Source organism: Pseudomonas sp. 382, from assembly GCF_002759075.1.
Classification (GTDB): domain Bacteria; phylum Pseudomonadota; class Gammaproteobacteria; order Pseudomonadales; family Pseudomonadaceae; genus Aquipseudomonas; species Aquipseudomonas vlassakiae.
Genome location: NZ_PEMX01000001.1, coordinates 44,984 through 68,502, shown reverse-complemented (window position 1 = coordinate 68,502; position 23,519 = coordinate 44,984). Strand labels below are relative to the sequence as shown.

The window sequence follows — 23,519 nt, the reverse complement described above, 5'->3', positions numbered from 1 at the left end:
ATGTCCGAAAGAGAGCTCACCACCCTGATATCGCTGATGAACCAGCGCCAAGCCTGCCTGAGCAGTGCCTGCAAGGAAATTGCCGACTGGATCGACCGCCAGGGCGATGTGCCCGCTGCGGGCAAGATCCGCGCCAGCCTCAAGGCCCTGGAGGCCGATGAGGCCCAGGTCCGCAAGACACTGACCTCGCTGACCCTCGAAAGGCCGCTGCCACGCTTCCGTAGCTAAAGCGCGCAGCACAATGAAAAAGGGCCGCTGATGCGGCCCTTTCGTTGGTCAGTGATTCATGTGCATGTGCTCATGCCCGCCGCCAGCCTCGGCGTTGAGCGGACGGACTTCTGCCTGCACGTCCACGGTTTCCTTGGCGCCCTTGGCATCTTCGATGGTCAGGGTCAGTGGCACCTTCTCGCCTTCCTTCACCTGCTGGGTCAGGCCCATCAGCATCACGTGATAGCCATTGGGGTCGAGGCTCACCGGCTTGCCCGCAGGCAGCTCCACGGCCTTGACTTCCTTCATGCCCATAACGTCGCCGTTCATGGTCATCTCGTGCACCTGCACGGTCTTGGCCACTGGCGATGCCACGCCGACCAGCTTGCTGTCGGTGCTGGCGGTCAGGGTCATGAAGGCGCCCGTGGACGGCTGATGCGGCACGCTGGCGCGTACCCAGGCGTCGCTCACGGTGGTTTGCGCCAGGGCCGGCAGGGCCAGGCCCAGCAGGGCGATGGCGGCCAGGCCGCGCTTGATAGGTTGCAGGGATACTGCCATTAGCAAATCTCCATAAGGGTTGCCAGGTCTTCAGCGCATTCCTTGGCATTCAGCGAATGACCCAGGCTCAGGCGCAAGGTGCCACGTGTATCGTAGACGTAGCTGGTGGACGAGTGAGAGATGGTATAGGTGTCACCGGCCGGGACCTTCTCGTAGAACACCTTGAACTCCTTGGCCACCGCGGCGATTTCTTCCGGGGTGCCGGTCAGGGCGGTGAACGACGGGTCGAAGGCCTTGACGTAGGCATCGAGCACTTGCGGGGTGTCGCGCTCCGGGTCCAGGGTGATGAACACCACCTGGAAGATCTCGCGGTCGCGGCCCCTCAGCAGCTTCTTGATCTGTGCCGCGCGCGCCAGGGTGGTCGGGCAGACAGCCGGGCACTGGGTGAAACCGAAGAAGATCATCGGCATGCTGCCGTAGAAGCTCGACAGGGTACGGACATTGCCCTGGGGGTCCTTGAGGCTGAACTTGCGCCCCAGGATTTCATTGCTCATGTTCTTGCCGTACTTGAACTCGAGCCCCCGGGCCGGGTTGCAGCCTGCCAGCAGGCCGAGCCCGAGAACGCCCATCCCGGCGACAACCGCGCGCCGGGTAAACTGATCATTCATTGAACCATCCTTTACAGGGAAGGTGCCGACCCTCGGGACGGGCCGGCCGAAAAACCGGGGCATTCTGGCATGACACCCAGTGGGCTTCTACCCGACCAAGGCGCTGATGGCCCGCAGCCCTTTAAACACGGGCTGCGGCCTGTTGTCGCAGGGGTTGAAACCGTAACACTTTGTTGCTAAGCCTTGACCTGACGCGGTCGCTGTAGGAGCGGCCGCGCCCAGATCAATAGTAGGCGTTCTCTTTCTGGGAGTGGTCAGTCACGTCACGCACGCCCTTGAGCTCCGGAATGCGCTCGAGCAGGGTGCGCTCGATGCCTTCCTTGAGCGTCACGTCGGCCTGGCCGCAGCCCTGGCAACCGCCACCGAACTGCAGCACGGCGATGCCGTCGTCGACCACATCCACCAGGCTCACCTGGCCGCCGTGGCTGGCCAGGCCGGGATTGATTTCGGTCTGCAGGTAGTAATTGATACGCTCGTTGATCGGACTGTCTTCGTTGACCATCGGCACCTTGGCGTTTGGCGCCTTGATGGTCAGCTGGCCGCCCATGCGATCGGTAGCGTAGTCGACCAGCGCGTCTTCCAGGAACGGCACGCTGACCGCGTCGAGGTAGGCAGTGAAGCTCTTCAGGCCGACCGGCTCGTCGTCGGGTTTCTCTTCGCCCGGCTTGCAGTAGGCGATGCAGGTCTCGGCGTACTGGGTGCCCGGCTGGGTGATGAAAATACGGATGCCAATGCCAGGCGTGTTCTGCTTGGAAAGCAGATCGGCCAGGTAATCATGGGCGGCGTCAGTAATGGTTATAGCGCTCATGGAAGTTCCTCACAGACTTGCGCCCAAGTGTACGCCAACCTGGCCTTTGAACAAAGTCCTAGTATTTGACTCGGGAAAGCACGAATGCCGGGCTTTGCTCCCGTGGCGCGGCCAGCCACGCCTGCATCCGCCGGTACAGGCCGCGCTCCAGCCACAGATAGCTGAACCACGACATTAGTCCAATGGACGGCACGCACAAGGCGAACACCAGGTACGGGTTCAGGCGCAGGCGCTGGCAGGCGAACCAGCCGGCGTATAGCACCAGCACGTGGATCAGGTACACCGAGTAGGAGCAGTCACCCAATGCCTTGAGCAGGCGGTTGCCCTTGAAGTACGGCTCCAGGGCGATGAACGCCAGCACGATCATCGCGCTTGGCACGCCCCAGTGCAGCAGGCGCTGCGCAGCGTCCAGGTGATAGATCGCATAACCCGCCACGCCCAGCACCGCCAGCGGCAACCACAACCCTTCGCGGATCAGGCCGCGACGATGGATCACGCCCAGGCCGATGCCCAGCAGGAATTCGTAGATGATGTCGTTGTTGTAGAAACGGCTGAGTACGCCCATGCGGCCGAGTACTTCGCTGACCAGCAGCAGCCCAGCGGTCACCAGCACGAGGTGATGACGCTGGCGAACCAGGAAGGCCAGGCCGAACAGCAGGTAGAAGAACATCTCGAAATTCAGCGTCCAGCCTACGTTCAGGGTCGGGTACAAACCGTAGCCGCCGGGGTTTTCCGCCGGGATGAACAGCAGCGATAGCAACAGGTGATGCCAGTCGAAGGCCTGGTGCGGCATCCATTGGCTGAAGGCCAGCAACAGTAACGCCATCAGCGCGGTGTAGAACCAGTAGGCCGGGACAATGCGCAAGGCCCGGTTGAGCAGGAACTGGCGAGGTTCGATGGGTTTGTCGCGGGTCGACAGGTAGATCACCAGCCCGCTGATGACGAAGAAAATGTCGACGCCTACCGCGCCACGGTCGGTGAGCAATTGGCCGATGGGGCCGGTGGCATGGAAGTCGAAGAAGATTTGCATGAAATGGTGGCAGACCACCACCCAGGCGGCGAACGCCCGCAGTGCCTGAAGCGAATACAGCATGGAATACCTGCGATTGCCGGTGCATTGAGGCCCGCATCGAGTGCACAGGCGAGCGCTGCGCGCTCGTTCGCGGGCAAAACCGCTCCCACGGGACGGAGCTGACTTCAAGAACAGCGCAGTACCTGTGGGAGCGGGTTTACCCGCGAAGGGCTGCAAAGCAGCCCCCAGCAATCGATCAGGACCACCCACCGATTCCGACCGCAGCGTATTCGGAAAGGTCAGCCCACCCGATCAGAGGTTCTCGTAGCGGTTCATGTCCAGCACCCCGTCCTCCACCGGATCGGTTTCCTTGATATAGGTACTGAGGTCATGGAAGTAGCGCCAGAACTCCGGATGGCTGCGGCGCACCCCCCAACGCATGACGATGCGCTCGAACTTCGCCGGGTCATCCTTGGCGTACTCCATGTCCTCGACGAACTCCGGCACATCCCTGGCCGGAATGTTGAAGATGAAGTTGGGGTAACTGCTGAGCACGCCCGGGTACAGGGTCAGGGTGTCCAGCCCGGGCACGTAGCGGTAAGCCTCACCGAGCAGGAACGCCACGTTGCTGTGCGCGCGGTTGCGCAGCAGGCTGTAGACCTGGCGCTGGCCGCCCTCGCCTTCGATGCGCAGCATGGTCGCTTCAGGCAGTTGGCCGATCACCTTGAGGCCGGCGGCCGGGCGTGACACCAAGCGGCTGAGCGACTGCTCGACGTTGCGGAACTCCTCGCTCATCTGCGGCCGCGAGCAGTAGGCGCCGGTGCAGCGGTTGATCGGGTCGGGGGCAGCGTTGAGGCTGGCGGTACGTTGCAGCAGCTTCAAGCCGAAGTCGCGCTTGGGGTCGCGCGGGTCGAGCTTGATGCCGCTCGGCGTGTCGGTGTCGATGTCCTCGTAGTCCAGCCACATCTTCACCTTGCCGCTGTTCTGGTACCAACTGCCAAGGATTTCGCTGCGCTGGTCGGCCGGCATCAGGCGCAGGAAATTGACCTCGGCGCCGTTGCGGATCAGGTCGAAATACAGGCGTGTCTGCAGCTGGTGCGAGACGTTGCCGAACACATCGAAGTTGACCGCCAGCTGGTAGTAGGTGCGCTCGAACAGCGGGTAGTCGAACAACCAGACGGTCAACGGCACGTCGCCGATCAGGCCCTTGGTCACCGAAGCGCTGTCGAAGTGGCGGAAGATGCTCAACAGCGCATTGTCGTTGCCGGCCCACAGGGTTGCCCAGCCCGGAGCCGGCATTTCGGCATAGGCCTCACGCCGCAATTTCTCGTAATCGTTGCGCTTGTCGCGGTAGGCATGCCACAGGTTCAGCACGCTGCCAACATCGTCGATCTGCCCCGGCATGGCCAGCAGCGGCGTGGCTTCGCCGCGGTACTTGGCATCGGTGATGTAACGGTCGTGGGCCGGTTCCTGGAACAACGCCCAGAAGTTGTCGCGAATCACGTCGGTGGCGATCTGCCCGCGACACACCGGGCCACGGATGAAGGTGCGCACGAAATACTCGGCGTTATCCAGCATGAACTGGTAACGCGCCACCGCCGGGATCGCCTCGAAGGTTTCGAACGGGTTGGCCCGGTGGCGTGGGCCGTAGCCCGGCAGCGCGCTGGCATGCCAGTCGCCGGCGTAGAACAGCTGCTTGACGCGCTTGAGCTTCTGCGGCCCCATCGGGTAGGTGATGTGGGTCTTGTGCACGATCACGCCCTGTACCGGGATCAGCCGGTAATAGAAGTCGGTGCCAGGCGGGTCATTGGGGCGGCGCGTGGCAATGATGTCGACCGGTTTGCCGCTTGGCGTGCGCGAACGCACCCACTGGAAGAAGTGGCCCTGCTCGCCGCCGACGAAGTAGATATGCGCCAGGAACAGGTGCTCGTACAGCCAGCGGCCGACCAGCGCCTCGGTGGAGCCCGGGCGGTTGAGCAACTCCTCCCAGTCGGCGATCTGCCTGGCCTCGGCCGCGCTTGGCTGGATCGGCTGGTACTCGACCGGCGCGCCGGCAGCCAGCCAGCGCTGCAGGGTCTGGTATTGCTTGTCGGTCAGGCCGGTGACCGCCAGCGGCATGCCCTCCTTGGGGTGGGCGCCGGCATAGGCGTCGAACTCTTCCGGCAGCGGGCACATGTTGTTGCGGTTGAGCCCCAGGACGATCTCGTCAGGCAGTTTGGCATTGGGCGTGAGCGGGGTCTTGTGCCCCAGCTCAAGCATGCGTGCCATCAGCGCCGCCTGGCTACCCTGGTTGTCGAGTACCGAATAGAAGCCCTTCTTGCGCCATTCATCTTCACTGTGGGCGTCGTAGAACAACCGCGTGGGTGCCACGGCCTTGCTGCGTTCGCCTTGGTACACCGGCACCTTGGTGGCACCTCGCACTGCACCTTCGGGGCTCTCCAGCTTGAGCTGGCAGGCAGCGTCGTTGCAGGCGTGGCAGGCCACGCATTTTTCGGTGAAGATCGGCTGGATGTCCCGGGTGTAGGAAATCACCGGGCTCGACTGGGGGACTTGCCCTGACGCCACGCCACTGATGAGCAGCGCGAAGACGCTGGCAAGGATACGATGCACCATGTGCGAAAAGTCCTGGGTAGTGAAGCCATCACGATTGTCTGGTCGGCCCTGGGTGCCTTGATGTCACCCAACATGAACAAAATTCATGAAAAAGGGCGATGCGCCTAAAAACCGCGCAGCTTTGTTATGATTCGGCACCTTCTGATATTTGCCCGACCAGGTAGTTCCTATGTCCGACCGCAGCGCTCGTCTCCAAGCACTCCAGCACGCACTCAAAGAGCGCATTCTGATCCTCGACGGCGGCATGGGTACTATGATCCAAAGCTATCGCCTCGAGGAACACGACTATCGTGGCACGCGCTTCGCCGATTGGCCAAGCGACGTGAAAGGCAACAACGACCTGTTGCTGCTCAGCCGCCCGGATGTGATCGCGGCGATCGAGAAAGCCTACCTGGATGCCGGCGCCGATATCCTCGAAACCAACACCTTCAACGCCACCCAGATTTCCCAGGCCGACTACGGCATGGAATCGCTGGTGTACGAGCTGAACGTCGAGGGCGCGCGCATCGCCCGCCAGGTCGCCGATGCCAAGACCCTGGAAACCCCGGACAAACCGCGCTTCGTCGCCGGCGTGCTCGGCCCGACCAGCCGGACCTGCTCGATCTCCCCGGACGTCAACGACCCCGGCTACCGCAACGTCACCTTCGACGAACTGGTGGAAAACTACATCGAGGCCACCCGTGGCCTGATCGAGGGCGGCGCCGACCTGATCCTGATCGAGACCATCTTCGACACGCTCAATGCCAAGGCGGCGATCTTCGCCGTGCAACAGGTGTTCGAGGACGATGGCATCGAACTGCCGATCATGATCTCCGGCACCATCACCGATGCCTCCGGCCGCACCCTGTCGGGCCAGACCACCGAAGCGTTCTGGAACTCGGTGCGCCACGCCAAGCCGATTTCCGTGGGCCTCAACTGCGCCCTCGGCGCCAAGGACCTGCGCCCGTACCTGGAAGAGCTGGCGACCAAGGCCGATACCCATGTGTCTGCCCACCCCAACGCCGGCCTGCCGAACGCTTTCGGTGAGTATGACGAAACCCCGGCAGAGATGGCGGCGGTGGTCGAAGAGTTCGCCGCCAGCGGCTTCCTCAACATCATCGGTGGCTGCTGCGGCACCACCCCGGGCCATATCCAGGCGATCGCCGAGGCCGTGGCCAAGTACAAGCCACGCGAAATCCCGGAAATCGCCAAGGCCTGCCGCCTGTCGGGCCTGGAACCGTTCACCATCGACCGCCAGTCGCTGTTCGTCAACGTCGGCGAGCGCACCAACATCACCGGCTCTGCCAAGTTCGCCCGGCTGATCCGCGAAGAGAACTACACCGAAGCCCTGGAGGTCGCCCTGCAGCAGGTCGAGGCCGGCGCCCAGGTGATCGACATCAACATGGACGAAGGGATGCTCGATTCCCAGGCCGCCATGGTCCGCTTCCTCAACCTGATCGCCGGTGAGCCGGACATCTCCCGCGTGCCGATCATGATCGACTCGTCCAAGTGGGAAGTGATCGAAGCGGGCCTGAAGTGCATCCAGGGCAAAGGCATCGTCAACTCGATCTCCATGAAAGAAGGCGTCGAGCAGTTCAAGCACCATGCCCGGCTGTGCAAGCGCTATGGCGCGGCCGTGGTGGTGATGGCCTTCGACGAGGTCGGCCAGGCCGACACCGCCGCGCGCAAGAAGGAAATCTGCCAGCGCAGCTACGACATCCTGGTCAACGAAGTCGGCTTCCCGCCGGAAGACATCATCTTCGACCCGAACATCTTCGCCGTCGCCACCGGCATCGAAGAGCACAACAACTACGCCGTCGACTTCATCGAGGCCTGCGCCTACATCCGTGATCACCTGCCCCACGCGCTGAGTTCGGGTGGCGTGTCCAACGTGTCGTTCTCGTTCCGCGGCAACAACCCGGTGCGTGAGGCGATCCACTCGGTATTCCTCTACCACGCGATCCAGAACGGCCTGACCATGGGTATCGTCAACGCCGGCCAGCTGGAGATCTACGACGAGATCCCGGCCGCGCTGCGCGAGAAGGTAGAGGACGTGGTGCTCAACCGCACGCCGCACGGCACCGACGCGCTGCTGGCGATTGCCGACGACTACAAGGGCGGCGGCGCGACCAAGGAAGTGGAAAACGAAGAGTGGCGTTCGCTGCCCGTTGAAAAGCGCCTGGAACACGCGCTGGTCAAGGGCATCACCGCCTTCATCGTCGAAGACACCGAAGAATGCCGTCAGCAGTGCGCACGCCCGATCGAAGTCATCGAAGGCCCGCTGATGAACGGCATGAACGTGGTCGGTGACCTGTTCGGCGCGGGCAAGATGTTCCTGCCCCAGGTGGTCAAGTCGGCCCGGGTGATGAAACAGGCCGTGGCCCATTTGATTCCGTTCATCGAAGCCGAGAAAGGCGACAAGCCGGAAGCCAAGGGCAAGATCCTCATGGCCACGGTCAAGGGTGACGTGCACGACATCGGCAAGAACATCGTCGGCGTGGTACTAGGCTGCAACGGCTACGACATCGTCGACCTTGGCGTGATGGTGCCGGCCGAGAAGATCCTGCAGACCGCCCGCGAACAGAAGTGCGACATCATCGGCCTGTCCGGCCTGATTACCCCGTCGCTGGACGAGATGGTCCACGTCGCCCGCGAAATGCAGCGCCAGGGCTTCCACCTGCCGCTGATGATCGGCGGCGCCACCACGTCCAAGGCACACACTGCGGTCAAGATCGAGCCCAAGTACAGCAACGACGCCGTGGTCTACGTCACCGACGCCTCGCGTGCGGTGGGTGTGGCCACCCAGCTGCTGTCCAAGGAGCTCAAGCCCGGCTTCGTCGAGAAGACCCGCCAGGAATACGTGGAAGTGCGCGAGCGCACCGCCAATCGCAGCGCCCGCACCGAGCGCCTGAGCTACGCGCAGGCCATCGCTGCCAAACCGCAGTACGACTGGGCCAGCTACCAGCCGGTGGTGCCCGCCTTCACCGGGGTCAAGGTGCTGGAAGACATCGACTTGCGCACCCTGGCCGAGTACATCGACTGGACGCCGTTCTTCATTTCCTGGGACCTGGCCGGCAAGTTCCCGCGGATCCTCACCGACGAAGTGGTCGGCGAAGCCGCCACCGCGCTGTACAAGGATGCCCGCGAGATGCTCGACAAGCTGATCGACGAGAAGCTGATCAGCGCCCGCGCGGTGTTCGGCTTCTGGCCGGCCAACCAGGTTGCCGATGACGACATCGAAGTCTACGGCGCAGACGGCCAGGCCCTGGCCACCCTGCACCACCTGCGCCAGCAGACCATCAAGCCCGATGGCAAGCCGAACCTGTCCCTGGCCGACTTCGTCGCACCGAAGGCCAGCGGCGTCACCGACTACGTCGGCGGCTTCATCACCACTGCCGGCATCGGCGCCGAGGAAGTGGCCAAGGCGTACCAGGACAAGGGCGACGACTACAGCTCGATCATGGTGAAGGCCCTGGCCGACCGCCTGGCCGAGGCCTGTGCCGAGTGGCTGCACGAGCAGGTGCGTAAAGAGCACTGGGGCTATGCCCGCGACGAGCAGCTGGACAACGAGGCGCTGATCAAGGAGCAATACAGCGGTATCCGCCCTGCCCCGGGCTACCCGGCGTGCCCGGACCACACCGAGAAGGCAACCCTGTTCCGCCTGCTCGACGGCAGCGCCATCGGCGAAACCGGCCCAAGTGGCGTGTTCCTCACCGAGCACTTCGCGATGTTCCCGGCGGCGGCTGTCAGCGGCTGGTATTTCGCCCATCCGCAGGCGCAGTACTTTGCCGTGGGCAAGGTCGACAAGGACCAGATCGAGCGTTACAGCGCGCGCAAAGGCCAGGAGGTTAGCGTGAGCGAGCGCTGGCTGGCGCCGAACCTCGGCTACGACAGCTAAGCATCGCCTTGGTGCTGTCGCGCATGCCCGCGACAGCACCAAGCTCGGCACTGCACTCAGACCTGGCTGACCAGGGTATCCCCGGCCCGCTTGCCATCGCGCCGTACGCACATCCATTCCTTGACCTTCTGCCCGAACTCGGTCGGCCCCTTACGCCCGAAGCGCCGCGTGAATCGCGCAGGCGCCCCCGGTCGTGCCTCGCCGCTCGCCGCAGCCATTGCGTAGATCTCGATCTTTTAACGGCACATTCCTGACAGATCCAGCAAAAAATGACGGATCCCTCAGAAGATGTCGTTACATTGAATGACTGGTCAATATTGATGGCCATATGGCATCATTGAAATCAAAAAGCATTCCAAAGGGTGAGGCACACACTTAAATCGCAGCGCATCGAGAGCCTGGCGCCATCCCGGTGACCCGGCCGTCCGACCATGCTCTTGACGCCTGCACGCCAACGTCAAGGAGCATTCCATGCAGTTACGGAATATGAAGATCGGCACTCGCGCCAGCAGCGTTTTCGCCCTGTTAGGCGCATTGGTCCTGGCCATGGGCCTCATCGCAATCCATGAAACCCGGCAGATGGACTCCGCCACGGACGAAATCCGTGTCACCTGGATGCCCGCCGTGGTTGCCCTCGGTGAAATCAGCACCAACCTCGGACGCGCCCGCGCCGTCACCTTGCGCGCCGCGCTGGACGACAACCCCGGCGAGCGTGCGCGCAACATCGACATGCTCAAGGGCGTCAACGAACAGCTCAGCAGGGGCCTCAAGGACTACCAGGACACCATCATCGCCGCCGATGATCGCGCCCTGTTCACTGCCTTCAATGCGGCCTACACGCAATACCTCGACCTGCAGTCGCGGGTGGTGCAGGACATCGCTGCCGGTCGCATGGACCAGGCCAAGCAGCAGATCAGCGGCCCGCTGAGCCAGTACGCCGATACCATGATGAAGGCCATGGCCGCGCTCATTGCCTACAACGGCAAAGGTGCCGAGGATGCCTCGCAGCGCAGCAGCGATGTAGCCGACGAGGCCTTCACCGCGATCATCGCCTCACTGGTGATCATCATGCTTGCACTGGCCGCCATTGCCACGGTGCTCACGCGCAGCATCGTGGTGCCGCTGGCCGATGCAGTGGCTGTGGCCGAGCGCGTGGCCACCGGCGACCTGACCCAGGACATCCGTGTCATCGGCCGTGACGAACCGGCTCTGCTGCTGCGCGCCTTGAGCCGCATGCAGAACAGCCTGCGCGACACCATCCGCAAGATCGCCGCCTCCTCCGACCAGCTGGCCTCGGCCTCGGAAGAGCTGCACACCGTCACCGAAGACACCAGCCGCGGCCTGCATCAGCAGAGCGCGGAAATCGACCAGGCCGCCACCGCCGTCAACCAGATGACCGCAGCAGTCGAAGAAGTGGCCAACAACGCGGTGAGCACGGCCGATGCCTCCAAAGGTGCCGACCAGACCACTCGCGATGGCCGTGAGCAGGTCAACCAGGCGCTGGCCTCCATCCAGCACCTGGTCAACGACGTGGCGGGCACCTCCACCGAGATCGAACAACTGGCCAGCAATGCCAACGAGATCAGCCGCGTGCTGGATGTGATCGGTGCGATTGCCGGCCAGACCAACCTGCTGGCACTCAACGCCGCCATCGAAGCCGCACGCGCAGGTGAAGCGGGCCGCGGCTTTGCCGTGGTGGCCGATGAGGTACGCGCCCTCGCCCATCGGACCCAGCAGTCGACGGCAGAGATCGAGCAGATGATCGCCGGGATCCAGAACGGTACCGAGCGTGCGGTGGCGGCGATGCACAGCAGCCGCGGCCGGGCGAACGGTACGCTGGAGGTGGCGCAAGGTGCCGGTGAGGCGCTGGAAGTGATTGCCGAGGCGATCGCCTCGATCAACCAGCGCAACCTGGTGATTGCCAGCGCTTCCGAGGAGCAGGCACAAGTGGCACGGGAGGTGGATCGCAACCTGGTGAACATTCGGGATCTGGCAATGCAGACGTCGGCGGGGGCCAACCAGACCAGCGCAGCGGCGCAGGACCTGTCGCGCCTTGCGGTGGATTTGAATGGCATGGTTGCGCAGTTCAAGGTCTGATCTGAAATGGCTGGGGCCGCTTTGCGGCCCTTTCGCGACACAAGGCCGCTCCTACCGGGAAACGCATACCCCTGTAGGAGCGGCCTTGTGTCGCGAAAGGGCTGCAAAGCAGCCCCTTACAGCAACAGCACTCTATCAGTCGTTGACGCTCACAACCCGCCCCGCCGTCTCGGCCGCCTTGCCACGGGTTGCCAGACAGTAGTACAGCGGCACCGTCACCAGCAGGCCGAACAGCCACGACAGGTCAGCCCCTTCGACAATGTTCGAATACGGCCCCACATATAGCGACGTGTTGGCAAACGGCAACTGCACCAGGATGCCGCAGGCATAGGCAATGATCGCGTGGTGATTGAAGCGGCCATAGATGCCGCCGTCGGCACGGAAGATCGAGGCGATGTCGTACTGGCCCTTCTTGATCAGGTAGAAGTCGATCAGGTTGATCGAAGCCCACGGTACCAGCACCAGCAGCAGCGCCAGGATCAGGCCGATGAACTGGCCGATGAAGCCCGCCGACGCGTTCAGCGCCACCATCGCGCAGCCCACCAGGATCACCACTGCCAGGATCACTCGCACCTTGATGCTCGGCGTCCATTCGGCAATGAAGGTCTGGATCGCTGTGACGATCGACAGCACTGCGCCGTAGAGGTTAAGGGCGTTGTGGCTGATGATGTTGAGCAGGAACAGCACCATCAGGATCGGGCCCAGCCAGCCGGTGGCCTGCTTGACCGCATCCATCGCGTCGGTGCCTTCCGGCACGCACAGCACCGCGATCGTGCCGAAGCTGAAACACAGGATGGTGCCCAGCGTGGCGCCGAAGTAGGTGGCCCAGAACGGCTTGGCGATGCCCACTTCACGCGGCAGATAGCGCGAGTAGTCGGAGGTGTAAGGCGAGAAACTGATCTGCCAGATGATGCCCAGCGACACCGTGGCGATAAAGCCGGACAGGTTGAACGCGCCGCGGCTGAAGAAGTCGGCCGGCAGCTCCTGCACGAACATCATGATGAAGCCGGCCAGCAGCGCTGAACCCATCACCCAGGTACCGATACGGTTGAGGATGTGGATGAAGCGGTAGCCAATTACGCCAATGGCCGTCGCACTCAGCGCACCGATCACGATCGCGCCCGGCATCGGCACGCTCGGGGCGATGCCGTGGATGGTCTTGCCCGCCAGGACGATGTTGGAAATGAAGAAGCCGACATAGATCAGCGCAGTGAAGAACACGATCAGCAGCGCGCCGTAACGGCCGAACTGGCCACGGCTCTGGACCATCTGTGGAATCCCCAGCTGCGGTCCCTGCGCAGAGGCCAGGGCGATGAACACGCCCCCGATCAGGTGACCCAGCACGATTGCGATCAGCCCCCACAGCAGGTTCAGGTGGAACACCTGGACCACCATGGCGCCGGTGACGATAGGCAGTGGCGCGATGTTGGTACTGAACCAGAGGGTGAACAGGTCGCGCGCCTTCCCATGGCGCTCGGCAGGTGGAACGTAATCGACCGTGTGATTCTCGACAAACTGGTGTTGCGACGACGGTTGGGACATAGGATTCAGCTCGAAAGGTCGTTTTTATCTTTGTAAGGAAACCGCATCTAGGCGGCCTCTCAGCTGCGGACCATATTATGGTATTCCAAACTTTTGACAACACTGATCCGCAGTAAAAAACGCCCGCTGATCTGCTCGCACAACCCCTGCGACAAACCGCCTCACCGCTCAATCCCACGGTTTACGTGGCCTTGAGCCGTTCATCGTGAAAAACAAGGGCTGAAAATTCCGCTTGCAAAATAGGTATTACGGTATACCATCAGACACATCAACGATAAAAACCGCGGACCACCGCAGCCCTTTAGAGGTACACCAGATGATCGACGCAAGCATCTACAAGAACGTCCTGGGCTCCTTCCCGTCCGGCGTGACCGTCATCACCACCCTGGACGACGACGGCTCGGTCGTCGGCCTGACCGCCAGTGCGTTCTCCTCCCTGTCGATGGACCCGCCGCTGGTGCTTTTCTGCCCCAACTACACCTCCGACTCCTACCCGGTCCTGATCAAGAACAAGCGCTTCGCCATCCATCTGCTCTCCGGTGGGCAGCAGGCCGAAGCCTACGCGTTCGCCAAGAAGGGCAAGGACAAGGCCGCCGGCATCGAGTGGACCCTGAGCGAACTGGGCAACCCGATCCTGGCCGGCGCCACCGCCGTCATCGAATGCGAACTGTGGCGCGAATATGAAGGTGGCGACCACGCCATCATGGTCGGCAAGGTACACAACCTGATCGTCCCTGAAGACGCACCACGACCAATGGTCTACTGCCGCGGCAAGATGGCCAGCCTGCCGGCCTTTGCCTGAAGCCTATTCTGAATCGAGACACCTGGCGCCTGCGCAGCCTGGCGACAGACACTTTCAAGCGTTGAGGAAAGCCCCATGAAATTTTCGTTGTTCGTGCACATGGAACGTTGGGATGAACAGGTCAGCCACCGCCAGCTGTTCGAAGACCTGACCGAACTGACCCTGATGGCCGAGCGCGGCGGTTTCAGCACCGTGTGGATCGGCGAACACCACGCCATGGAGTACACCATCTCGCCAAGCCCGATGCCGCTGCTGGCGTACCTCGCCGCGCGCACCGAAAAAATCCGCCTGGGTGCCGGCACCATCATCGCGCCATTCTGGAACCCGATCCGCGTGGCTGGCGAATGCGCCCTGCTCGACGTGATCAGCAACGGCCGCATGGAAGTGGGCCTGGCCCGTGGTGCCTACCAGTTCGAATTCGACCGCATGGCCGGTGGCATGCCGGCCACCGACGGCGGCAAGGCCCTGCGCGAAATGGTCCCGGTGGTGCGCAAGCTGTGGGAAGGCGACTACGCCCATGACGGCGAAGTCTACAAGTTCCCGACCTCCACCAGCGTACCGAAGCCGTTCAACGCCACCCCGCCGATGTGGATCGCCGCCCGCGACCCGGACTCGCACAACTTTGCCGTGGCCAACGGCTGCAACGTCATGGTCACCCCGCTGATGAAGGGCGACGAAGAAGTACTGGACCTGAAGAACAAGTTCCAGGCCGCTCTCGACAACAACCCGGACGTACCGCGCCCGCAACTGATGGTGCTGCGCCACACCCATGTGCATAGCCCGTCCGAGCCCGAAGGCTGGAAAATCGGCGCCCAGGCCATCTCGCGCTTCTATCGCACCTTCGATGCCTGGTTCGGCAACAAGACCACCCCGGTCAACGGCTTCCTCGAGCCGAGCCCTGAGTCGAAGTTTGCCGAAGTGCCGGCGTTCCAACTGGAGAACATCCGCAAGAACACCATGATCGGCACCCCGGAAGAGATCATCGCCCGCATCAAGTACTACCAGGAGCTCGGTGTCGACGAGTTCAGCTTCTGGTGCGACAACAGCCTGCCCCACGCCGAGAAGAAGAAGTCGCTCGAGCTGTTCATCAAGGAAGTGGTGCCGGCCTTCGCCTGAATTCCCATTGCCTGAGACATTGCGGGACGCGCCCGCTCCCGTGGGCCCTTGTGTCCGCGTGAGCGGGCTTTTTTTGGGGTGTACGCCTTGGATTTTGTGGTGTGTTTGAGATCGAGCGCCGCCCGCGCGGCGCATCGCGGGCAAGCCCGCTCCCACATCTGTTTCGGGCCAATCTCTCCTGTGAAGCCAACAGGGACCGCCTTGTTGGCATGGCGATGCATCTCGGTGGGCGCTGATGCAGCCCCACCTGTCTCCAGTCATGCACCAAGGCGGATCCTGTTGGCGGAACAGGAGTAACTGGCCTGAAACAGATGTGGGAGCGGGCTTGCCCGCGATGCGCCGCGCGGGCGGCGCTCGATCTCACAGGCGCCATACAACTCAAGGCGGACCCCACCTTTCGTCCCCCCGCAAGAGAAATTTCAAGCCACCTCTTGCGCAACAAATATTATGGTATACCATCAGACAACAAGAGCTGATAACCCTCACCAGGAGCCACCCATGAGTTTCGAAATCCGCAAGATCGTCACCTACTCCGAAGAGACCCGCATCGAAGGCGGCAAGGCCACCGACAAGCCGGTGACCATGGTCGGCCTGGCCGTCGTGATCAAGAACCCATGGGCCGGTCGCGGTTTCGTTGAAGATCTGAAGCCGGAAATCCGCGCCAACTGCTCGGAGCTGGGTGCCCTGATGGTCGAGCGCCTGACCGCTGCCATCGGCGGCGCCGACAAGATCGAAGCCTACGGCAAGGCCGCAGTGGTCGGCGCCGATGGTGAGATCGAGCACGCCTCGGCGGTGATCCACACCCTGCGCTTCGGCAACCACTACCGCGAAGCGGTACAGGCCAAGAGCTACCTGAGCTTCACCAACAAGCGCGGCGGCCCAGGCACCTCGATCCAGATCCCGATGATGCAGAAGGACGACGAAGGCCTGCGTTCGCACTACATCACCCTGGAAATGCAGATCGAAGACGCTCCGCGCGCCGATGAAATCGTTGTGGTCCTGGGCGCCGCCGATGGTGGCCGCCTGCACCCGCGCATCGGCAACCGCTACATCGACCTGGAAGAACTGGCTGCCGAAAAAGCCAACGCTCAATAACAACAACCAAGACGGGCCGGGGCGTGGCGTGCTTACCCGCCGCGCCCGACCTTCAAGGAGCGCCCTCCATGATTCAGCCTGTCGCTGAACGCACACCCGCCGGCACCAGCTACCTGTCCGTCGGCCAGGGCCAACCTGTGGTACTGATCCACGGCGTGGGCCTGAACAAGGAAATGTGGGGCGGGCAGATCGTTGGCCTGGCCAATGACTACCGCGTCATCACCTACGACATGCTCGGCCACGGCCAGAGCGCGCTGCCGGCCGCCGACACCGGCCTGGAAGGCTATGCCGCCCAGCTGGCCGAACTGCTCGACCACCTGCAGATTCAACAAGCCACCGTGATCGGCTTCTCCATGGGTGGCCTGGTCGCCCGTGCATTCGCCCTCCACTACCCGCAGCGCCTGGCTGCGCTGGTAGTGCTCAACAGCGTGTTCAACCGCACCCCTGAACAGAGTGCCGGCGTCATCGCCCGCGCCGCCCAGGCTGCGGAGCTCGGCCCCGATGCCAACGTCGACGCCGCTCTCGACCGCTGGTTCAGCCGTGAATACAAGGCTGCCAACCCGGCGCAGGTCGCTGCCATTCGCCAAGTGCTGGCGAACAACGACCCGCAGGGTTACCACACCACTTATTCGCTGTTCGCCACCCAGGACATGTACCGCGCCGGCGACCTGGGCAGCATTCAGGTGCCGACCCTGATCGCCACCGGCGAACTCGACTCGGGCTCCACTCCGGCCATGACCCGCCAGCTCGCCGCCAGCATTCCTGGCGCACAAAGCGTGGTCCTCGCCGAGCAACGGCATATGATGCCAGTGGAAGCACCCCGGGAAGTCAACAAGATGCTGCTGGACTTCCTCGCCCAAGCCCGCACCCTCACCGAATCCGCCAAGGGGATTGTTGCATGACCCTCGTTCGTTTCCAGATGTGCATCGATGGCCAATGGCTCGATGCCCAGAGCGGCAAGACCTTCGACAGCCTCAACCCGGCCACTGCCCAGGCCTGGGCGCAACTGCCCGACGCCGACGAAGCCGATGTCGAGCTGGCCGTCCAGGCCGCCCAGCGTGCCTTCGACAGCAAACAATGGCGCAGCATCACCGCCACTGCGCGCGGCAAGCTGCTGCGTCGCCTGGGCGACCTGATCGCCGAGAACAAGGAGCACCTGGCCCAGCTGGAAAGCCGTGACAACGGCAAGCTGATCCGCGAAACCCGTGGCCAGGTCGGTTATCTGCCAGAGTTCTTCCACTACACCGCAGGACTGGCCGACAAGCTCGAAGGCGGCACCCTGCCGCTGGACAAGCCGGACCTGTTCGCCTACACCGTGCATGAGCCGATCGGCGTGGTGGCCGGAATCATCCCGTGGAACAGTCCGCTGTACCTGACCGCGATCAAGCTGGCACCGGCCCTGGCCGCCGGTAACACCATCGTGCTCAAGCCGTCCGAGCACGCCTCGGCGACGATCCTGGAACTGGCTCGTCTGGCCCTCGAAGCCGGTTTCCCGGCCGGCGTGGTCAACGTGGTCACCGGCTACGGCCCAAGCACCGGCGCAGCCCTGACCCGTCACCCGCTGGTGCGCAAGATCGCCTTCACCGGCGGCGCCGCCACTGCTCGCCATGTGGTGCGCAGCAGCGCCGAGAACTTTGCCAAGTTGTCGCTGGAACTGGGCGGCAAGTCGCCCAACATCATCTTCGCCGACGCTGACCTGGACAGCGCCATCAACGGCGCCGTGGCCGGCATCTATGCAGCCTCCGGCCAGAGCTGCGTGGCCGGCTCGCGCCTGCTGGTACAGGACGAGATCTTCGACGAATTCGTCGAGCGCCTGATTGCCCGCGCCAAGCGCATCCGCATCGGCAACCCGCAGGACGACGCCAGCGAAATGGGCCCGATGGCCACCGCACAGCAGCTGGCCGTGGTCGAGGGCCTGGTCGCCGCGGCCAAGGCCGAAGGCGCCAGGCTGCACATGGGCGGCAAACGGGCCGAGGTCGAGGGTGACGGCTGGTTCTACGAGCCGACCCTGTTCGAGTGCGACAGCAACTCGATGACCATCATGCAGGAAGAGGTGTTCGGCCCGGTCGCTGCGGTGATCCGCTTCAAGACCGAAGAAGAGGCGCTGGCCATCGCCAACGACTCGCAGTTCGGCCTCGCTGCCGGCATCTGGACCCGCGATCTGGGGCGGGCCCACCGTCTGGCCCGCGATGTGCGTTCGGGGATCATCTGGGTCAACACCTACCGCGCCGTGTCGGCCATGGCGCCGATCGGCGGCTTCAAGAACAGCGGCTACGGCCGCGAGAGCGGCATCGATTCGGTGCTGGCCTATACCGAGCTGAAGACCGTGTGGATCAACCTGTCCACCGCGCCGATGCCCGACCCGTTTGTGATGCGCTAAGAGGTAGCACGAGATGATCGAACCAGGCATCTACAAAGACGTGATGGGCTCGTTCCCGTCCGGCGTCACCGTGGTCACCACTCTGGACGCCGACGGCGGCATCGTCGGCATCACCGCCAGCGCGTTCAGCGCGTTGTCGATCGACCCGGCGCTGGTGCTGTTCTGCCCCAACTACGCTTCGGACACCTACCCGATCCTGCGTGACAGCAAGCAGTTTGCCATTCACCTGCTGTCCGCCGACCAGACCGCCGAGGCCTACGCCTTCGCCGGCAAGGGCAAGGACAAGGCCAAAGGCATCGAGTGGCAGCTGAGCGAACTGGGCAACCCGCTGCTGACCAAGGCCACCGCGATCATCGAGTGCGAACTGTGGCGCGAGTACGACGGCGGCGACCACGCGATCATCGTCGGCGCGGTGAAGAACCTGGTGCTGCCGGCCGAGCCGGTGACGCCGATGGTCTACCACAAAGGCAAGCTGGGTGCCCTGCCGCCGCTGGGCTGATCACCCGTCAGGTCGATGCTGGGGCCTTCGCGGGCAAACCCGCTCCCACAGGGATCGCACAGATGCTGAAACCTGTGCAGTCCCTGTGGGAGCGGGCTTGCCCGCGAAGAAGCCAACACCGATGACCCTGTTTTTCAGGGGCCGCGCTAATCGTCTCACCCTCGGTTGCGGCCCCTGTTTTAATCCGGAGTACTGCGCATGAGTAACGAAAAGTACGAGAAAGGCCTGCAGATCCGCACCCAGGTGCTGGGCGAGGCGTACGTCAACCGCTCGATCCAGAATGCCGATGAGTTCACCCAGCCGCTGCAGGAGCTGGTCACCGAGTATTGCTGGGGCCACGTCTGGGGCCGCGAAGGCCTCTCGCTGAAAGAGCGCAGCATGATAAACTTGGCCATGATTTCCGCGCTCAACCGGCCCCACGAGCTCAAGCTGCATATTCGCGGCGCATTGCGTAATGGCCTGAGCCGTGAACAGATTCGCGAGATCCTGCTCCAGGTCGGCATTTATTGCGGCGTGCCCGCGGCGGTGGACAGCTTCCGCCTGGCCCGCGAAGCGTTCGCAGAAGCCGATGCGGAGTCAACCCGTTAACCGCGGGCTGTTCGAACCCACGCAAGGAGCACCGATGGTTCGTGGTGCTATTGCGGTTGCGGACGTGCAGCCTCATTCAGAGCGCACTTGATGAAACGCCAGCCCCTCGACGACAGCTTCAAGGTCAATCGCAACCCCGTTACCCTGCGCGAAATCGTGCTCGACAAGCTGCGCGGCGCGATCATGAACTTCCACCTGCTGCCGGGCGACCGCCTGGTCGAGCGCGACCTCTGCGACCGCCTCGGCGTCAGCCGCACCTCGGTGCGCGAAGCGCTGCGCCACCTCGAGTCCGAAGGACTGGTGGAATTCGCCGATGCCAAGGGCCCGCGCGTGGCCATCATTACCCTGGAAGACGCCCGCGACATCTACGAGCTGCGCTGCGTGCTCGAAGGCCTGATCGTGCAGCTGTTTACCCTCAACGCCAAGGCCAAGGACATCCGTGCCCTGGAGCGCGCGCTCGAAGTCAACCGCGAAGCCCTGGAAGAAGGCGAGCTGCAGCAGGTGCTGGACTCGGTACAAGGCTTCTACGATGTGCTTCTGGAAGGCTCCGGCAACCAGGTTGCAGCCCAGCAGCTGCGCCAGCTGCAGGCACGCATCAGCTACCTGCGGGCTACCTCGGTGTCGCAGGAGAACCGCCGCGGCGCCAGTAACCGTGAAATGGAAAAGATCGTCGAGGCGATCAAAAGCGGCGACCCGCTGGTGGCCCACCAGGCATCGGTCGATCACGTGCGCGCCGCCGCCAAAGTGGCCCTGGAGTACCTGCGCCAGAAGCAGGACGACAACCCCAAGGTGCGCGACATGGTCGAGCCCCTGGCCCTGAAGGACCCACGTATATAAGCCCCTGCACAGGCCGCTGACCATGCCCAACGCCCCGCGCTACTGCCCACACTGCACCACGGAGCTGGCCCGGGGCGTACCCACCGGCGACACCCACGAACGCCTGCACTGCAGCCGCTGCGGGTATATCCATTACATCAACCCGAAGATCATCGCCGGCTGCATTATCGAGCGTGACGGCAAGTACCTGCTGTGCCAGCGCGCCATCCCGCCGCGCCCGGGCACCTGGACCTTGCCGGCCGGGTTCATGGAAGCCGGAGAGACCACCGAGCAGGCAGCCTTGCGCGAGGTCTGGGAAGAAAGCGGCGTGCGCGCCGACATCGTCTCGCCCTACTCGATCTTCAGCGTGCCGAAGATCAGCGAGGTGTACATCATCTTCCGCGCCATCGCCACCGAGGAGACCGGGCAGTATGGGCCGGAGACGCTGGCGTACCAGTTCTTCGCCCCTGACGAGATTCCCTGGGACGACATCTATTACCCGGCGATCCGGCAGATTCTCGAGCGCTACATCCTCGAGCGCCAGGCCGGGGTGTACGGCATCTACATGGGCAATGACGACACCGGCAAGGTGCATTTCATGCGCTGAGGCGTGCCGGCCTCAGCGCCGGCACCGCCCTTTAACGCGGGTTGGCCAGCAAACGTGCGACGCTCTGCGCCAGTTCCGCCTGCCGGTAAGGCTTGCGCAGCACTTCGAAACCCTTGAGTTCCCGCGGCGTGAGGTTGGCATAACCGGTGATGATCAGCACCGGTAGATCCACCCGCCGCTCGCGCATCTGTTGGGCAAAACGCACACCGGTCATCTCGGCCATGACATGGTCGGTGACCAGCACATCCGGTAGCCACCCCCGCTCCAGCAGATGCAGTGCCGCCGCCGCATTGCCGGCCTCGGTCACGTCATAACCCAGGTCGCGCAACTGCGCGGCGGTGGCATGGCGCACGATTTCCTCATCATCCACCAGCAGTACACGGTAGGGCCGGTCAGCCTGCGGCGCCTCGGGTATTTCGCTGTCCTTGCAAGGCGCCGCCACATCGCTGAGCGGCAACCACAACGTGGCCGTCGTGCCCTGCCCCACCTGCGAATCGATGGCGAAGCCCCCACCCGACTGCAACGCCAGGCCCTGAACCATCGGCAGCCCCAGGCCGGTGCCCTTGCCCACGCCCTTGGTCGAGTAGAACGGCTCGATGCAGCGGCGTAATTGCTCTTCATCCATGCCGCAGCCATTGTCACGCACCTGCAACCAGAGCAGGCGCGACGCAGCCAGGCCCGATGGCCGGGGCGGGCCGTCGGCATCGAGCCCGGCCCTGATCTGCAGCGCTCCGCCGTCGGGCATGGCGTCGCGGGCATTGACCACCAGGTTGAGCAAGGCCAGTTCCAGTTGGTGGGGGTCAGCCACCACCGAGGGCAGTGCCGGGTCTATCTGCACCTGAACGGCAATGGTCGGCCCTAGCGAGCGGGCCATCAGCTCGCGCATGTCCACCACCAGGTCCGCCAGCGACACCGGCTGCGGCTTGAGCGTCTGGCGCCGGGCGAAACTGAGCAGGCGCCCCACCAGGTTGCGCGCCCGCTCGGCCGCCTGCAGGCCGCCTTCGATCAGGCGCGGGGCACGTTCGGATTGAGGGTGTCGGCGCAGCAGTTCGAACGAGGCGATGATCGGCGTGAGCATGTTGTTGAGGTCGTGGGCGATGCCACCGGTCAACTGCCCGATCATTTCCAGCTTGTGGGCCTCATGCAACTGCAACATGGCCGCCTCGCGCTCGGCCAGCACCGCCGCGACGCGGTCCTCCAGGCTTTCGTTGAGCAGGTGCAGCGCGCGCTCGGCACGGGCGTGGGTGATGGCGGCCCAAGTCTGCTTGGCCGCTTCCTCGACCAACTGACAGTCGTCTTCAAAACACTGGCGCGGGGTATGGAAGTGCACGCCCAGCATCGCCTCCAGGCGCCCGGCGCGCAACACCGGGACATGCAGCGTGGTGCACAAGCCATCGCGGCGTGCCTGGTAGGCCTGCTGCACCACCTGGCCCGCCGCCAACTGCTCTCGCAGCGTCGTGCCAAAGGTGGCGTAGTCATGCTGACCGACCAGGGAGGGCAAGCCGTCGGCCCAGTCATGGGCCACCCGGAAACTGCGGCCGTCGCCCTGATCCTCACCGAAGCACACCCGTGCAGCACCCAGCTCCTGCGCCAGGCGCCTGACCGCATAGGCCTCGATGCGCTCGGCCTCGCCCAGCCCTGGCAAGGTCCGGCCCAGTTCCAGCAAGAACGCCTGGCGCTGCTGGAAACGCACCCGCTCGGTGGTGTCGGCGACCAGGCACAATACGCCGCCGACGCTGCCATCGGCTTCACGCACCGCAGAATAGGACACGTCGAAATACACGGTTTCGCCAAGGCCCCGGCGTTCTATATAGAAAGGGCGATCCTTGGCCCAGAAGGTCTGGCCGGTTTCACGCACGCCGCGCAGCAGCGGTTCGAGGTCGTCCCACAGTTCGCTCCAGTGCTCCTGCGCTGGCCGACCGAGTGCATGAGGGTGCTTGGTGCCGATCGTCGGGGCGTAGGCATCGTTGTACAGGGCCACATAGGCTTCGCCCCAGAACAGTACGAACTGAGCTTGTGCCGGTAGCAGCATGGCCATCACCGCCTGCAGGTGCGGTGACCAGCTATGTGGCGGGCCCAGCGGCGAGCCACTCCAGTCCATTGTCTGCAGCAAATTGCCAATGCTGCCGCCGTTGAGCAAGAAGTTCGACGGGGGTTTCAGGGTGTCCGTGTTGTGTTGCTGAAGCGATCTCATGTCTGGGAGGTCCCGGGCACATTGCCATCCATCTGTGGATAGGAGACCTGCAACCAGCCGTTCGTTCCACTGAATTTTGCCGGGCGATCAGCGGTGCTGC

General features: G+C 63.6%; 20 protein-coding genes. 12 read left to right on the top strand and 8 right to left on the bottom strand.

Annotated features, from left to right (window positions below; all coding sequences use genetic code 11):
• The gene (locus CQW31_RS00365; protein WP_012313790.1) at nucleotides 1-228 is read left to right on the top strand and encodes a hypothetical protein; all 228 of its coding nucleotides are present in this window, start codon (nucleotides 1-3) and stop codon (nucleotides 226-228) included.
• Between the two features lie 48 nt (nucleotides 229-276).
• Here CQW31_RS00365 and CQW31_RS00360 read toward each other — a convergent pair whose 3' ends face one another.
• The 5 genes from CQW31_RS00360 to CQW31_RS00340 form a co-directional block, all read right to left on the bottom strand.
• On the bottom strand, nucleotides 277-765 hold the full coding sequence (locus tag CQW31_RS00360; RefSeq protein ID WP_099813408.1) for a copper chaperone PCu(A)C: 489 nt from the start codon (nucleotides 763-765) through the stop codon (nucleotides 277-279).
• Nucleotides 765-1,373, bottom strand: a complete 609-nt coding sequence (locus tag CQW31_RS00355; RefSeq protein ID WP_054885116.1) for an SCO family protein — start codon at nucleotides 1,371-1,373, stop codon at nucleotides 765-767. Before CQW31_RS00355 ends, CQW31_RS00360 begins: the two co-directional genes overlap by 1 nt.
• A gap of 223 nt (nucleotides 1,374-1,596) precedes the next feature.
• Nucleotides 1,597-2,181, bottom strand: coding sequence for a Fe-S biogenesis protein NfuA (nfuA, locus tag CQW31_RS00350; RefSeq protein ID WP_016393607.1), 585 nt, complete (start codon nucleotides 2,179-2,181; stop codon nucleotides 1,597-1,599).
• Between the two features lie 58 nt (nucleotides 2,182-2,239).
• Nucleotides 2,240-3,274 (bottom strand): acyltransferase, encoded by a 1,035-nt coding sequence (locus CQW31_RS00345; RefSeq protein ID WP_054885117.1) that lies wholly within the window; start codon nucleotides 3,272-3,274, stop codon nucleotides 2,240-2,242.
• Nucleotides 3,275-3,505: 231 nt separating this feature from the next.
• Nucleotides 3,506-5,806 (bottom strand): fatty acid cis/trans isomerase, encoded by a 2,301-nt coding sequence (locus tag CQW31_RS00340; protein ID WP_099813407.1) that lies wholly within the window; start codon nucleotides 5,804-5,806, stop codon nucleotides 3,506-3,508.
• Nucleotides 5,807-5,975: 169 nt separating this feature from the next.
• Between CQW31_RS00340 and metH the strand changes: the two genes are divergently transcribed.
• Nucleotides 5,976-9,683, top strand: coding sequence for a methionine synthase (gene metH, locus CQW31_RS00335; RefSeq protein WP_054885119.1), 3,708 nt, complete (start codon nucleotides 5,976-5,978; stop codon nucleotides 9,681-9,683).
• A 56-nt stretch (nucleotides 9,684-9,739) separates the two neighbouring features.
• Here metH and CQW31_RS00330 read toward each other — a convergent pair whose 3' ends face one another.
• Nucleotides 9,740-9,901, bottom strand: coding sequence for a hypothetical protein (locus tag CQW31_RS00330; RefSeq protein ID WP_249341997.1), 162 nt, complete (start codon nucleotides 9,899-9,901; stop codon nucleotides 9,740-9,742).
• A 253-nt stretch (nucleotides 9,902-10,154) separates the two neighbouring features.
• Between CQW31_RS00330 and CQW31_RS00325 the strand changes: the two genes are divergently transcribed.
• Entirely contained in the window at nucleotides 10,155-11,780 is a 1,626-nt protein-coding gene (locus CQW31_RS00325) for a methyl-accepting chemotaxis protein (RefSeq protein ID WP_099813406.1), read from the top strand.
• 135 nt (nucleotides 11,781-11,915) lie between these two features.
• On the opposite strand, the gene CQW31_RS00320 is transcribed toward CQW31_RS00325, so the two are convergent.
• The gene (locus CQW31_RS00320) at nucleotides 11,916-13,322 is read right to left on the bottom strand and encodes a cytosine permease (RefSeq protein ID WP_054885121.1); all 1,407 of its coding nucleotides are present in this window, start codon (nucleotides 13,320-13,322) and stop codon (nucleotides 11,916-11,918) included.
• 316 nt (nucleotides 13,323-13,638) lie between these two features.
• On the opposite strand from CQW31_RS00320, the gene CQW31_RS00315 reads away from it, so the two are divergent.
• From CQW31_RS00315 to CQW31_RS00265, 9 genes are all read left to right on the top strand, one after another.
• Nucleotides 13,639-14,124 carry a flavin reductase family protein gene (locus CQW31_RS00315; protein WP_054885122.1) on the top strand — a complete coding sequence of 162 codons (486 nt, stop codon included), beginning with the start codon at nucleotides 13,639-13,641 and terminating at the stop codon, nucleotides 14,122-14,124.
• Nucleotides 14,125-14,199: 75 nt separating this feature from the next.
• Entirely contained in the window at nucleotides 14,200-15,240 is a 1,041-nt protein-coding gene (locus tag CQW31_RS00310; RefSeq protein ID WP_054885123.1) for an LLM class flavin-dependent oxidoreductase, read from the top strand.
• A 498-nt stretch (nucleotides 15,241-15,738) separates the two neighbouring features.
• Complete coding sequence (locus CQW31_RS00295; RefSeq protein WP_003256068.1) at nucleotides 15,739-16,335, top strand: amino acid synthesis family protein; 597 nt, start codon at nucleotides 15,739-15,741, stop codon at nucleotides 16,333-16,335.
• A gap of 68 nt (nucleotides 16,336-16,403) precedes the next feature.
• Complete coding sequence (locus CQW31_RS00290; RefSeq protein ID WP_054885124.1) at nucleotides 16,404-17,237, top strand: alpha/beta fold hydrolase; 834 nt, start codon at nucleotides 16,404-16,406, stop codon at nucleotides 17,235-17,237.
• Nucleotides 17,234-18,715 (top strand): aldehyde dehydrogenase, encoded by a 1,482-nt coding sequence (locus CQW31_RS00285; RefSeq protein ID WP_054885125.1) that lies wholly within the window; start codon nucleotides 17,234-17,236, stop codon nucleotides 18,713-18,715. Before CQW31_RS00290 ends, CQW31_RS00285 begins: the two co-directional genes overlap by 4 nt.
• 13 nt (nucleotides 18,716-18,728) lie before the next feature.
• Nucleotides 18,729-19,214, top strand: coding sequence for a flavin reductase family protein (locus tag CQW31_RS00280; protein WP_054885126.1), 486 nt, complete (start codon nucleotides 18,729-18,731; stop codon nucleotides 19,212-19,214).
• 198 nt (nucleotides 19,215-19,412) lie between these two features.
• Entirely contained in the window at nucleotides 19,413-19,802 is a 390-nt protein-coding gene (locus CQW31_RS00275; protein ID WP_099813405.1) for a carboxymuconolactone decarboxylase family protein, read from the top strand.
• A 90-nt stretch (nucleotides 19,803-19,892) separates the two neighbouring features.
• Complete coding sequence (locus CQW31_RS00270) at nucleotides 19,893-20,639, top strand: GntR family transcriptional regulator (protein ID WP_054885128.1); 747 nt, start codon at nucleotides 19,893-19,895, stop codon at nucleotides 20,637-20,639.
• Nucleotides 20,640-20,661: 22 nt separating this feature from the next.
• Nucleotides 20,662-21,225 carry an NUDIX hydrolase gene (locus CQW31_RS00265; RefSeq protein WP_099813403.1) on the top strand — a complete coding sequence of 188 codons (564 nt, stop codon included), beginning with the start codon at nucleotides 20,662-20,664 and terminating at the stop codon, nucleotides 21,223-21,225.
• Between the two features lie 31 nt (nucleotides 21,226-21,256).
• On the opposite strand, the gene CQW31_RS00260 is transcribed toward CQW31_RS00265, so the two are convergent.
• Nucleotides 21,257-23,419 carry an ATP-binding protein gene (locus tag CQW31_RS00260; RefSeq protein WP_099813401.1) on the bottom strand — a complete coding sequence of 721 codons (2,163 nt, stop codon included), beginning with the start codon at nucleotides 23,417-23,419 and terminating at the stop codon, nucleotides 21,257-21,259.
• Between the last annotated feature and the right edge of the window lie 100 nt (nucleotides 23,420-23,519).